Below are 12,458 nucleotides of genomic sequence, written 5' to 3' on the forward strand. Positions count from 1 at the left end.
GGTGGACCCGACTGATGATCCGCGCGCGAGACGAGACAGCAATCGAGACTCGAACTTGACACGGTGGGCAAGCGTGCGCGCAATTCCCAACGGGCAGGCAAGACGCACATGATTGACGCAGACGATACGAGCGCGAGCTCACCGGAATCCGAACCCCCGTTCTCCTCGCTGGAGCATCGGCGGCACCAGATGTTTCCCCGCCTTTCCAGTACGCAGATCCAGAGCGCGAGACGTTTTGCACGCCGCAAGTCGTTCAGGGCCGGAGACCTGGTCTTCGAAACCGGACGCGTGGACGAAGGATTGCATATCCTGCTGAGCGGCTGCGTCCGAATCTTTTCGCGCGACCCGCGGGGGCGCACTACGCTCGTGATCGAGCACCACGACGGGCATTTCATGGGCGAGATGGTGCAGCTCACCGGCAAGCCGTCCCTCGTCGACGCGATCGCAGTGACCGATTGCGACACGCTCGTGCTGAAGCCGGAGCAACTGCGGGCGCTCATCATCGCGGACGCCCAGCTCGGCGAACACATCATGCGCGCGTTGATCCTGCGGCGTCTCGGGCTCATCGAGCAGGGACTGGGGCCCATTATCGTCGGCCATGCCGACGACGCGCATCTGGTTCGGCTGCAGGGCTTCCTGAGGCGCAACGCGTATCCTTCGACCGTGATCGATGCGAGCAACGATTCGGAGGCCGTACGGTTCCTTGCCGGCCTCACCTCGAAGCCCGACGACTTTCCGCTCGTGTTTTGTCCCGACGGATCGGTCCTGCGAGCGCCGGACGAAGCGGAACTCGCCACCCGGCTGGGTCTCGTGCCGACGTTCTGCGCTTCGCAATGCTACGACATCGCGATCATCGGAGCCGGACCGGCGGGCCTCGCGACGGCGGTTTACGCGGCGTCTGAAGGGCTCTCGGTGGTGGTGTTCGATCGGCGCGCGCCGGGAGGCCAGGCTGGCGCGAGCGCGCGCATCGAAAACTACCTGGGCTTTCCGACGGGAATCACGGGGCAGGCGCTCGCGGCGCGCGCATTCCAGCAGGCTCTCAAATTCGGTGCTCATGTCGCCATTCCGACGGCGGTCGAGCGCATCGAACGCACATCCGGCAAGTTCGCGCTTGCGCTTTCCGATCAACAGTGCGTTCGCGCGCGAGCAGTCGTGGTGGCGAGCGGCGCGGCGTACCGCAAACCTTGCGTGCCAGGCTTCGAGCGCTTCGACGGCCGAGGGATCTACTACTGGGCGTCGCCCATCGAGGCGCGTATCGTGAGAGGCCATGACGTCGTGCTGATCGGCGGCGGCAACTCGGCGGGGCAGGCGATCGTGTTTCTCGCCAACTTCGCGAGAAGCGTGCGCGTGCTGATTCGCGGGCATAGTCTCGAAGCCAGCATGTCGCGCTATCTGATCGATCGAATCGGCGCGCTGCAAAACGTTTCGATTTGCGCGAACTGCACGCTCGAAGCGCTGGAGGCGAGCCAGGGATGTCTCGAACGGATTCACGTGCGGCATCGGGAAGCCGGAGGCGAGGTCATCGAGCTCATCGAGACGCAGCATCTTTTCCTGTTTATCGGCGCAGATCCGAAAACCGACTGGCTGACATCGAGCGGCGTTCAACTGGACGAGCGCGGATTCGTCATGACGGGACAGTCCGAGGTCAGCAAGGCTTCGAGCTGCCTTCCGCTGGAGACGAATGTGCCGGGCCTCTTCGCCATCGGCGACGTGCGCTCAGGCGCGCCAAAGCGGGTGGCCGCGGCCGTCGGAGATGGTGCGGCGGTGGTGGGGCAGATTCATGCGTGGCTCAACCAGGACGCGGAGCCAAGCAGGGCTTCCTGAGCCGCGCATACGGGGCGGCTTGACCCAGACGCATATGGGCGGGGTAATCGAAGCTTCGGTGTGCATACCAACGCGTTACGGTTCGAGCAGGCGCAACAGGCGCAACTCTTCGAGATCGAGTTCGGATTCGATGCGATGCAAGACCGCATCGTCCACCTTGCCGTCGCGGTGCAGGTCGAGCAGCGTCTTGCGCGACACGCCGACGAGTTCGAGCTCGACGCGCAGGAAGCGCGCACGGTGCTCGACCCGTTCAGCGCCCGACGTGTACGCGTTCTCGTTGGCGCTGACACGGATCCGGTATTCGGCGAGCAGGCGTTCGATCGTGGCGCGTTCGAGGTCGGACGCACGCTTGCCGATTTCCTCGAGCGCGGCGAGGGACGCGCCGAACGTACGGGCGCGAGCCTCGTGCTCGGACATGGTATGGCGTGCGACCGGGCGCAGCTTCAGCAGCCGGATCAGCGGCGCGAGACTGCCGCCCTGCACGACGAGCGTCGCGATGATGAGCAGGAAGGTGCTGAAGACGATCAGATCACGTCCCGGGAAATTTCCCGGCAATGCAATCGCGGCTGCGAGGCTCACGACGCCGCGCATGCCGGCCCATCCGAGCACGACGGCCTCGCCGAACGACCACGGCTGGCTGCTCACGTGCCCTGCGCGCAAGCGGCTCGGCAGCCAGATCGCGGCGAACACCCACACGAGGCGCGCGGCGATGGCTGCCGCGGTCGCGGGCAACGCGACACGCAGGCCGGCCATCAGCACGGCGCCTTCGTGATTCACGTGCGCGAGGATGCCATGCAGCGTGAGGCCGATCAGGATGAAGACGAGCGCATCGAGCGCGAACACGATCGCTTCCCACGTCGCCTTCGCCTTGATGCGCATGCCGGCATCGAATACGCGATGCTGGCGGATGCCGAGCACGAGACCGCAGGTCACGACCGAGAGCACGCCTGATCCGTGCACGGCCTCGGCGATGCCATAGCTCGCCCAGGCCATGACGAAGGTCAGGACAATGCCGAGCATCGGATCGCGAAGACGCGGCAGCACCCAGCACATGGCCTGGCCGCATGCGAGACCGACCGCGACGCCGATCAGCGTCAGCGCGAAGAACAGCCCCGTTCCGCTCGCGACCGTGATCGTGGCCGTGAGCGCGGCGGACACCGCCATCTGATAGAGCAGCAGGCCCGAGGCGTCGTTCACGAGGCTTTCGCCTTCGAGCACGGCCACGAGTCTTCCGGGCAGCGGATGGCGCTGAAGGATCGCCTTCGCCGCGACCGCATCGGGGGGCGAGACGATCGCGCCGAGCGTGAAGCAGGCGGCCCACGGCAGATCGGGGTTGAAGGCGCGCACGCAGACAGCGACGGCAAGTGTCGTGAACGTGACCGCACCGAGCACGAGCGAAACGATGGTGGTGAGCTCCTGCCGGAACTCCTTCCATGCCGTGTAGAACGAACTCGACATCAGCAGCGGCGGCAGCACGGCCGCGAGCAGCAAGTCCGGGTCCATGTCGGGAACGCGCTTGCCGGCGACCGCGATCACGCAGCCGCCCAGCAGCAGCACGACGGCGGGCGGGATCGCCACGCGCTCGGCGAGCCAGGTCAGCGCGCCCGCGCCGCAGATCAGCAGCAGAAGATAGTGAAAAAGCTCGACGTTGTTCATCCGCGTGCCGGCAGGTCTGGCAGCGCGGGAACGTGTGCGGGGCGATGCGTCACGATGATTGCCGGTTCTTTGCCGTGGCGTCGGATACGTGAGCGCCCGGCAGCGAACCGAACATGTGCTGGCCGCATTTTGCCTCGCGCCATGCAGCGCCCGGCTTGATGCCCGCGAGCATCCGGCGCGCGAGCGGAAGGATCTGCTCGCCGGCCAGCATACCGAGCAGTCCCAGCAGAGCGATGGTGGGCGGAGCTGGCGACTGCACGCCAATCGCGTAGTAGACGACACCGACAAGGATGCCGGCGAGCAGCGAAAAAATATATGGCTTCACGATTCGAACCTCGTTGACGACCGGCGCACCGACGATCTTTGCGCCGCATTTGCACGGCAAATTTTTAAAAAGAGTATCGGGTTTTCATAATTGGGAAAAGGCTTATTCAGATTATTTAAGGGTAAATTTTTTGGAATTAGATTAATTCCATTTTTTAGTTGTTGATTTTCCGCTTTAGCGTGTCAAATAACCGGAGCTGGCTGACGATCTCACCAGTGCAATACACCCTGGCCCCCTCCCGGTCATACCCGTGAGGCAGCGTCTCCTCTCTCTGGTACAAAGGAAATATTTGTCATGAGCAATCCTAAGCTTGAAGTCCTTACTCCGCAGAACAGCCAGCTGATCATCATCGATCAACAGCCGCAGATGGCCTTCGGCGTGCAGTCGATCGACCGTCAGGTGCTGAAGAACAACGTCGTCGCGCTGGCCAAGGCGGCCAAGGTGTTCAACATCCCGACCACGATCACCTCGGTCGAAACGGAAAGCTTCTCGGGCTATACGTATCCCGAACTGCTCGACGTGTTCCCGGACCACAAACTGCTGGAGCGTACGTCCATGAATTCGTGGGACGACCAGAAGGTTCGCGACGCGCTCAAGGCGAACGGCCGCAAGAAGGTGATCGTGGCGGGCCTGTGGACGGAAGTCTGCAATACGACATTCGCGCTGTGCGCCATGCTCGAAGGCGGCTACGAAATCTACATGGTGGCCGATGCGTCGGGCGGTACCTCGAAGGATGCGCACGATTTCTCGATGCAGCGCATGATCCAGGCCGGCGTCGTGCCCGTCACGTGGCAACAGGTCATGCTCGAGTGGCAGCGCGACTGGGCTCGTCGCGAAACGTACGACGCGGTCATGGCGATTGCGAAGGAGCATTCGGGCGCCTACGGCATGGGCGTCGACTATGCCTACACGATGGTTCACAAGGCACAGCAGCGCACGGCTGAACCGCATGAACTGCTCGCGGCGGTACCGGCGAGGTAATCGCGGTTCGTCGTGGCCGCACGGACCGATGCGGCGCTTTTCATGCGAAGGCGCCGCGTCGGCGGGCGCATAAGGTTGGCTGCTTTCAGCGTTCGGACATGGCCCATGGCGCGTGGGCCAGGTGCTCGACGAGAAAGTCGAGCAGCGCGGTGACGCGTGTCGTGCGCAGCATGCCGGGCGGCGTAATGAGGTTCACGTCGATGTCGTCGATTGCCCAGTCGCACATGATGTGCTCGAGCTCGCCGCGCTTCAACGCATCCCACACCAGAAACTCCGGTTGAAGGGCGATGCCCTGACCGGCGAGCAACGCGGGCACGAGTACGTCGGCGTTGTTGGTGCGGATGCGCCCGCGCACGGGCACGGCATGTTCTTCGCGGGACGTCGCGTTGCGAAAGCGCCAGTACTCCGGCGTCGGCAGGTTCGTGTAGGTCAGCACCGTGTGCTGCTCGAGTTCGCGCGGATGAGCGGGACGTCCATGCTGTTCGAGATAGGCGGGCGCCGCGACGAGCGGCCGGCGCACTGCGCAGAGGCGGCGCGAGCGCAGCGAAGAGTCGCTCAGTTCGGCAATCCGGATCGCGACGTCGAAGCCGCCCGCCACGATGTCGATCAGATGGTCGGTGAGCGTGAGCTCGACGTCGACGCCCGGATAGCGGGCGAGAAAGTCGGGAAGCAGCGGCGCGAAATAGCGCAGGCCAAACGACATCGGTGCGTTCACACGCACGACGCCGTGCGGCTCGATCGCGAGTGCCGACGCTTCGCTTTCGAGGATCTCCGCGTCGGCGAGCAGTTGCATCGCGCGCTCGCGCAGTTGTTCGCCGGTCGGCGTGAGCGACAGCTTGCGCGTCGTGCGGTACAGCAGCATGGTGCCGAGCTTTTGCTCGAGACGCGCGATGGCCTTGGAGACGGTCGGCTGTGAAACGCCGAGCAGGTCCGCAGCCTTGGCGAACGAGCCGGTCTCGGCCACGCGCGAGAAGATGGCCCAGGCTTCGAGATCAGGGAGATTTTGCATGTTGGCGCATGTTGCAATCGAAACGACGGACGTCGGGTGGGCCTGCCTCGGCGATAAGGACAACTCAATGCCGCCGTGCGGACGCGAAGCGGATCCCGGTGGCACGAACCGGGATGCGACGACCCGCATTCTAATCCTTCGAGGAGTCTGATCGCATGGAATCGTATCTCGTATCACTCAGTGCGGGCGTGCTCGTCGGCGTGATCTACAGCGTCATCAAGGTCCGCTCGCCGGCGCCGCCGCTGGTTGCTCTCATCGGTTTGCTGGGCATGTTGATCGGCGCGCAGGCCATCCCAACCCTCAGGCCGCTGTTCGGCTTTTAATCGAAGTACGTGAAGCGAGGAAACGCACATGTGTGCAACCGCTACCCATCCTGATCTCATTCTGCATAACGGACGGTTCACCACGCTCGACCGTTCGAACCCGATCGCCACCGCCGTGGCTGTCGCCGATGGCCGCTTCGTCGCCGTGGGCAGCGATGCCGAGGTGATGCCGCTCGCGGGCGGCGCGACCCGCGTCGTCGATCTCGGCGGCCGGCCGGCGCTCCCGGGGCTGATCGACAATCACCTGCATCTGATTCGCGGCGGTCTCAACTACAACATGGAGTTGCGCTGGGACGGCGTGCGCTCTCTCGCCGTGGCGATGGAGATGCTCAGGCAGCAGGTCGCGATCACGCCAGCGCCGCAATGGGTGCGCGTGGTCGGCGGCTTCACCGAGCATCAGTTCGAAGAGAAGCGGCTGCCGAGCATCGAAGAGCTCAACGCCGTGGCGCCCGATACGCCCGTGTTCATTCTGCATCTGTACGATCGGGCGCTGCTCAACGCAGCCGCGCTGCGCGTGGTGGGCTATACGAAAGAGACGCCGGAGCCGCCGGGCGGCACGATCCTGCGCGACGGCGCGGGCAACCCCACCGGACTGCTGCTCGCGAATCCCAATGCGTCGATTCTCTACGCGACGCTCGCGAAAGGTCCGAAGCTGCCGCCCGAGTATCAATACAATTCGACGCGCCATTTCATGCGCGAACTCAACCGCCTCGGCGTGACCGGCGCAATCGACGCGGGCGGCGGCTCGCAGAATTATCCCGACGATTACGAAGTCATCCGCAAGCTCCATGAAGCGGGCGAGATGACGGTGCGCATCGCGTACAACCTCTTTACGCAAAAGCCGAACGACGAGAAGGAAGACTTCGTGAACTGGACCCGCACGGTCAAGTATCACGATGGTTCGGACTACTTCAGACACAACGGCGCGGGCGAGATGCTCGTGTTCTCGGCGGCCGACTTCGAGGACTTCCGTGTCGCGCGCCCCGAGCTGCCGCCCGGGATGGAAGGCGAGCTCGAAGGCGTAGTGCGCGTGCTCGCGCAGAACCGCTGGCCGTGGCGGCTGCATGCCACCTATGACGAAACCATCAGCCGCGCGCTCGACGTGTTCGAGAAGGTCAACCAGGACATTCCGCTCGAAGGCCTCAACTGGTTCTTCGATCACGCGGAAACCGTTTCCGGGCGTTCGATGGACCGCATCGCGGCGCTGGGCGGCGGCATCGCGGTGCAGCATCGCATGGCCTACCAGGGCGAGTATTTCGTCGAGCGCTACGGCGCGCAGGCGGCGGAGGCCACACCGCCGGTCGCGAAGATGCTGGAGAGAGGCATCAAGGTCTCGGCCGGCACCGACGCCACGCGCGTGGCGTCGTACAACCCCTGGGTATCGCTTGCGTGGCTCGTGACCGGCAAGACGGTTGGCGGCCTGCGGATGTATCCGCAGCGCAACCTGCTCGATCGCGAAACGGCCCTGCGCATGTGGACGGAGTACGTCACCTGGTTCTCGAACGAAGAAGGCAGGAAAGGCCGCATCGCGGTCGGCCAACTGGCGGACCTGATGGTGCCGGACCGCGACTTCTTCGCGTGCGCCGAGGACGATATCGCCGCCACGACGGCATTGCTCACGGTGGTCGGCGGCAGGATCGTCTGGGGAGCGGGCCCGTTCTCGCAATACGACGCGCCGATTCCGCCCGCCATGCCGGACTGGTCGCCGGTGCGCCAGTACGGCGGCTATGGCGGCTGGGGCGTGAAGCAGCGCGAGGGCGCGCCGTTGCAGCGTGCCGCGGCGGCGGCGATGTGCGCTTGCGCAAACGCCTGCGACCTGCATGGCCACGGCCACGCGAGTGCATGGGGCAGTACATTGCCGACCTCGGATGCCAAGGGTTTCTGGGGCGCGTTCGGTTGCTCCTGCTGGGCGATCTGACATGACGGCGCTGACCGGCAGCAGCAACCCCGCATGGGTCCGTGCGCTGCTTTCGCCGTGGTGGGTCGCGCCGCTCGTGCGCCTTGCGCTGGTGTCCGCCTATTTGATCGGCGGTGTCGACAAGGCGCTGCACTTCGACAGCGCCATCTCGGAGCAGGCGCATTTCGGCCTGCATCCGCCCGCGTTCTGGGCAGCGCTCGCGATCGTGGTCGAGATCGGCGGTTCGCTGTGCGTGGTGGTGCGCCGCTTCACGTGGATCGGCGTGGGCGGCCTCGGTATGCTGACGGCCGTGGCGATGCTGGTTGCCAACGACTTCTGGAACCAGACCGGCACTGCGCGCTTCATGGCGCTCAACAGTTTTTTCGAGCATCTGGGACTGATCGCGGCGCTCGTGCTCGTGACCATGCTCGCCGATGCGCAACCCGCGGCCAGCGACAGCCGCGCCTGATCGATCAGGAAGACTGATCGATCAGCAAGATGAAATATCAAGGAAATCACGCTATGAAAGCCATTCGCTCCGTATTCGTTGCCCTGATGATCGCGGGCAGTTTCGTCGGCGCGCCCGCGTCGTTCGCCAAGCCGCCGGTGCCGCCGGCGCTGCCGCCGTGGGTCGCGGTCGGTCCGCAGTACGACACGACCCACGTGTATGTCGCTCCCGAAGATTTCGACCGTTTCACCGACAGCTTCGTGGCGACGTTCGGCGGCAGCAAGTCGAAGCAGGGCGTGTTCCAGGTCACGCCGACGCCGAGCCAGACGATGTCGCAGCTCGTCTTCACGCCGTCGGGCACGATCTCCGTGTTCGGCTTCAAGACGCCTATTCCCTGGCCCTTCGGCGCGGAGCGCTCGGGCTACCTCGTGACCGACATGGACGCAGCGATGAAGTCGGCGCGCGCACTCGGCGCGGATGTGATCGTCGATACGTTTCCCGACCCGATCGGCCGCGACGCGATCATCTCGTGGCCGGGCGGCGTGAACATGCAGATCTACTGGCATACCCAGGCGCCGCATTACGATGCGCTGCAGACCGTTCCCGAGAACCGGGTCTACGTGTCGCCGGAACGTCTGCGCAAGTTCGTGCACGCCTATGTCAAGTTCTCGCACGGCAAGGTCGTCTCCGACGTGACCAACGCGCCCGGCGTCGAAATCGGCCGGCCGAACGACACGTATCGCCGCGTTCGTATCGAGTCGGGCTTCGGCAACGTGACCGTGCTCGTGACGGACGGCCATCTGCCCTATCCATTCGGGCGGGAAATGACGGGCTACGAAGTGCCGAATCTCGCCGCGACGTTGCAGAAGGCCAAGGCCGCGGGCGTGACTGTTCTCGTGCCGCCGTTCACCTCGGATGGCCGCGATGCCGCGGTCGTCCAGTTCCCGGGCGGCTACATCGCCGAAATCCACGCGAACGCAGCGAAATGAAGTCCGAGGATACGATCCTTGCCGCGATCGCCGGCTTTGTCGATACGCTGAGTTTCGTTGCGCTGTTCGGGCTGTTCACCGCCCACGTGACAGGCAACTTCGTGCTGATCGGCGCCGGCGTGGCGGGCTTCGGCCAGGGTGTCCTGCTCAAGCTGATCGTATTTCCCGCGTTCGTCGGCGGGGTCGTCCTGAGCAGCCTGCTGGTGCGCTCGCTCTCCGAGGGGCGCGCGCGTCAGGGTGCCCGTCTGCTTCATGCAGTGCAGGCCGTGCTCATGGTCGGCTTTTGCCTTGCTGGTGTATGGGCAACGCCGGTCAGTCAGCCCGACAGCCTGCCGGTGATCGTGGCCGGTGTCGCGGGCGCGTTCGCGATGGGCGTGCAGAACGCGCATCCGCGTTTGATTCAGCGCCCCGGTGTGCCGAATACCGTCATGACGGGTAACGTCACGCAAGCCATTCTCGACGTGGTCGACATGCTATCGCTGGACACGGCCGGGAGTGCACGCGGCGCGGCACGCGAGCGTTTCGGGAAGATGATGCCGGCCATTGCCGCATTCGCGATCGGGGCGGTGGCCGGCGCGCTGGCGCTGCGCTACATGGGGTTTTGGGCGCTGCTGGCGCCCGCGTGCGCACTCGTCGGGCTCGCGTTGACTACCGGAGAGCATGAGCGTGCGCAGACGCCGGGGCACGCATGAATCGAAACGGCGCAAGGCATCGTCCCGCGAATCTCATCGCTGATTGCACTGCTAATTGCACTGCTTACGCTCGCCCCGTGAGCGGGGCGGCCACGTACATCCACAAGCACGATCACAAGCACAACCACAAGCCGGCAATGGCAAGGAAATCCATGATCTGGGGCACGACGCGCGAGCGTCGATTCGAGAGGGCCGCGAGCTTGATGGCCATCGCGGGGCTGCTGCTTGCGAGCGCCGACGCGGTGTTCGCGGATACGGTGGCGCAACCGGCAACAGCGGCGAGCCTCGCGGCCGCCGGCACGGCGGCCAACGGCGGCGCAACGGCCGCTGTATGCGACGCCAAACGTCCTGTCGTGATGTTCAATCGCTGGCAGGAGGACTGGTCGGCGCTTGCCAATCCCTGCGTTCCGCGCGCGCCGCTCGACGGTCTCAAGTACATCCCGCTCGGCGGCAATCCCTCGTCATATCTTTCGCTCGGCGCGAACCTGCGCGAGCGCGTCGAGAGCAATAACGCGCCGCTGTTCGGCATCGGCTCGGCGCAGTCGAATACGTATCTGCTCCAGCGTATCGAGGTCCATGCGGATGCGCATCTTGCCGATCACTGGCAGTTCTTCGTGCAACTCGCGGACGCACGCGCGTTCGGCAAGAACACGGTCACGCCGGTCGACAAGAACCCGCTCGATCTCGAGCAGGCATTCGTCACCTATACGGGGGCGCTGGGCGGCGGCACGTTCAAGTTTCGTGTCGGCCGCCAGGAAATGGCATTCGACCTGCAGCGTTTCGTCTCCGTGCGCGACGGCCCGAATGTGCGCCAGGCCTTCGACGCGCTCTGGGCCGACTACGAATACCATAAGTGGCGCTTTATCGCCTACGCGACGCAGCCCGTGCAGAACCGCGACGCCACGGTATTCGATGATGTGTCGAACCGGGACATCACGTTCAGCGGCGTGCGCTTCGAGCGCCAGTCGGTGGGTCCGGGCGATCTGTCCGGCTACTGGTCGCGCTACAACCGCAGCAATGCGCAATACCTCGACGCGCACGGCCCGGAGCGGCGCGATGTCTGGGACCTGCGTTACACCGGCACGCACGGCCGCTTCGACTGGGATGCCGAAGGCATGTTGCAGACGGGAACGGTCGGCAACAGCACGATCGGCGCGTGGGCGATCGGCTCGATCGCGGGCTACAAGCTCGACATGCCGTGGTCGCCGCGCATCGGACTGCAGTTCGATGCGGCTTCGGGTGACCGGCACCCCGGCGATGGCCGGGTCGGTACCTTCAATCCGCTGTTTCCGAACGGCTACTACTTCACGCTTGCTGGCTATACCGGTTATTCGAACCTGATTCACGTGAAGCCGTCCATCACGCTCAAGCCGACCGCGAATCTCGCGCTGCTCGGCGCGCTGGGTTTCCAGTGGCGCGAGACGACCGGCGACGCCGTGTATCAGCAGGGAAATCAGGTCGTGCCTGGCACAGCGGGCAAGGGCAGTCTATGGACGGGCATGTATGTGCAGTTGCGGGCGGACTGGACGATTGCGGCCAACCTCATTGGTTCGATCGAAGCCGTGCACTTTCAGGTGGGCAACACGATACGTCAGGCGGGCGGCCATAACGCCGACTACGCGGGCATTGAGTTGAAGTACGGGTGGTAACACCGGCTAACAAGCGTGAGGAGTGGCGCCAGCGGGCGTTGTCGCATGAAGGTGTTGGGGTGTTGGCGAGGCGATTGCGTGGAGGACGCATATGTCGGTGACGAGGCGCGTAAGCGCGTCGTTCAGTATGTCGGTTGGAATTCGACGCCGGGACCGCAAGGACCGAATCGGAAGCGCTATGCCGGCCTCTTTTCTGCTCGGTCACGGCAATTGATTTTGCGGTATGGGTAGGACGACAGGTAGGCGGAGTGGGAGTCAACCATGGCGGCGCGTTGCGGGTAACTGTTGGAATTGGCTGCCTTACGGTCGAAATCCAATCTTTATGCCAGCTTTCAGATACATGTGCTCTCTAACCTTTTGCAGTGCAGGGTGGATGCCGTTCATGCATAAGTACTGGAATGATTAGCAGAAGCGTCCAGATCGAAAGTCCTCACGCTGAATGCTTTCCGCGTGCATCTTCTCCTTTCCGTTGGCAACAATCCTTGCGGCAATTTCTGGAACTAATCTGCGCAGGAGTCTTTCAGAGACATAGAGAAAGCGGGCGGCACAGCACAGATTTGTCGCTATTCACGACTCCACAATCTCTTCCAAATCTGCTAGTAGTTCTTCCTGATATTTGAGTGACATGGTCCGCTTCCTCTCAATCAAACATCTTGTGTCTGAAC

The 12,458-nt window shown here is 64.1% G+C and carries 11 protein-coding genes; 8 read left to right on the top strand and 3 right to left on the bottom strand.

Annotated elements, in window-relative coordinates; genetic code table 11:
- The first annotated feature begins 108 nt into the window (after window positions 1-108).
- Window positions 109-1,824 (top strand): FAD-dependent oxidoreductase, encoded by a 1,716-nt coding sequence (locus B9Z01_RS30950; RefSeq protein ID WP_085489353.1) that lies wholly within the window; start codon window positions 109-111, stop codon window positions 1,822-1,824.
- 75 nt (window positions 1,825-1,899) lie between these two features.
- Here B9Z01_RS30950 and B9Z01_RS30955 read toward each other — a convergent pair whose 3' ends face one another.
- Window positions 1,900-3,480, bottom strand: a complete 1,581-nt coding sequence (locus B9Z01_RS30955; RefSeq protein WP_085489354.1) for a cation:proton antiporter — start codon at window positions 3,478-3,480, stop codon at window positions 1,900-1,902.
- A 49-nt stretch (window positions 3,481-3,529) separates the two neighbouring features.
- Window positions 3,530-3,805, bottom strand: coding sequence for a DUF1427 family protein (locus tag B9Z01_RS30960; protein ID WP_085489388.1), 276 nt, complete (start codon window positions 3,803-3,805; stop codon window positions 3,530-3,532).
- A 294-nt stretch (window positions 3,806-4,099) separates the two neighbouring features.
- Here B9Z01_RS30960 and B9Z01_RS30965 point away from each other — a divergent pair, with 294 nt between their 5' ends.
- Window positions 4,100-4,786, top strand: a complete 687-nt coding sequence (locus B9Z01_RS30965) for a hydrolase (protein ID WP_085489355.1) — start codon at window positions 4,100-4,102, stop codon at window positions 4,784-4,786.
- 85 nt (window positions 4,787-4,871) lie between these two features.
- Here the strand turns inward: B9Z01_RS30965 and B9Z01_RS30970 are convergent, their stop codons facing one another.
- Window positions 4,872-5,795 carry a LysR family transcriptional regulator gene (locus tag B9Z01_RS30970; protein ID WP_085489356.1) on the bottom strand — a complete coding sequence of 308 codons (924 nt, stop codon included), beginning with the start codon at window positions 5,793-5,795 and terminating at the stop codon, window positions 4,872-4,874.
- A 155-nt stretch (window positions 5,796-5,950) separates the two neighbouring features.
- Here B9Z01_RS30970 and B9Z01_RS30975 point away from each other — a divergent pair, with 155 nt between their 5' ends.
- The 6 genes from B9Z01_RS30975 (at window position 5,951) to B9Z01_RS31000 (ending at window position 11,793) form a co-directional block, all read left to right on the top strand.
- The gene (locus B9Z01_RS30975; RefSeq protein ID WP_085489357.1) at window positions 5,951-6,118 is read left to right on the top strand and encodes a DUF1427 family protein; all 168 of its coding nucleotides are present in this window, start codon (window positions 5,951-5,953) and stop codon (window positions 6,116-6,118) included.
- A 28-nt stretch (window positions 6,119-6,146) separates the two neighbouring features.
- A complete protein-coding gene (locus B9Z01_RS30980) occupies window positions 6,147-8,036 on the top strand; it encodes an amidohydrolase (protein WP_085489358.1) in 1,890 nt (629 codons plus the stop codon).
- A 1-nt stretch (window position 8,037) separates the two neighbouring features.
- A complete protein-coding gene (locus B9Z01_RS30985) occupies window positions 8,038-8,484 on the top strand; it encodes a DoxX family protein (protein WP_085489359.1) in 447 nt (148 codons plus the stop codon).
- Between the two features lie 53 nt (window positions 8,485-8,537).
- Window positions 8,538-9,452, top strand: coding sequence for a VOC family protein (locus B9Z01_RS30990; protein WP_085489360.1), 915 nt, complete (start codon window positions 8,538-8,540; stop codon window positions 9,450-9,452).
- Complete coding sequence (locus B9Z01_RS30995; RefSeq protein ID WP_085489361.1) at window positions 9,449-10,144, top strand: YoaK family protein; 696 nt, start codon at window positions 9,449-9,451, stop codon at window positions 10,142-10,144. Before B9Z01_RS30990 ends, B9Z01_RS30995 begins: the two co-directional genes overlap by 4 nt.
- Window positions 10,145-10,281: 137 nt before the next feature.
- Window positions 10,282-11,793: an alginate export family protein gene (locus tag B9Z01_RS31000; protein WP_420814740.1), complete on the top strand. Its 1,512-nt coding sequence runs from the start codon at window positions 10,282-10,284 to the stop codon at window positions 11,791-11,793.
- Window positions 11,794-12,458 lie beyond the last annotated feature (665 nt).

Origin of the sequence: Paraburkholderia susongensis (genome assembly GCF_900177725.1) — a bacterium.
GTDB lineage: Bacteria > Pseudomonadota > Gammaproteobacteria > Burkholderiales > Burkholderiaceae > Paraburkholderia > Paraburkholderia susongensis.

Excerpts from the sequence above, each read along its gene's own strand:
- B9Z01_RS30950 (WP_085489353.1), top strand. The coding sequence starts at position 109 with ATGATTGACGCAGACGATACGAGCGCGAGCTCACCGGAATCCGAACCC.
- B9Z01_RS30955 (WP_085489354.1), bottom strand. The coding sequence starts at position 3,480 with ATGAACAACGTCGAGCTTTTTCACTATCTTCTGCTGCTGATCTGCGGC.
- B9Z01_RS30965 (WP_085489355.1), top strand. The coding sequence starts at position 4,100 with ATGAGCAATCCTAAGCTTGAAGTCCTTACTCCGCAGAACAGCCAGCTG.
- B9Z01_RS30970 (WP_085489356.1), bottom strand. The coding sequence starts at position 5,795 with ATGCAAAATCTCCCTGATCTCGAAGCCTGGGCCATCTTCTCGCGCGTG.
- B9Z01_RS30975 (WP_085489357.1), top strand. The coding sequence starts at position 5,951 with ATGGAATCGTATCTCGTATCACTCAGTGCGGGCGTGCTCGTCGGCGTG.
- B9Z01_RS30980 (WP_085489358.1), top strand. The coding sequence starts at position 6,147 with ATGTGTGCAACCGCTACCCATCCTGATCTCATTCTGCATAACGGACGG.
- B9Z01_RS30985 (WP_085489359.1), top strand. The coding sequence starts at position 8,038 with ATGACGGCGCTGACCGGCAGCAGCAACCCCGCATGGGTCCGTGCGCTG.
- B9Z01_RS30990 (WP_085489360.1), top strand. The coding sequence starts at position 8,538 with ATGAAAGCCATTCGCTCCGTATTCGTTGCCCTGATGATCGCGGGCAGT.
- B9Z01_RS30995 (WP_085489361.1), top strand. The coding sequence starts at position 9,449 with ATGAAGTCCGAGGATACGATCCTTGCCGCGATCGCCGGCTTTGTCGAT.
- B9Z01_RS31000 (WP_420814740.1), top strand. The coding sequence starts at position 10,282 with ATGGCAAGGAAATCCATGATCTGGGGCACGACGCGCGAGCGTCGATTC.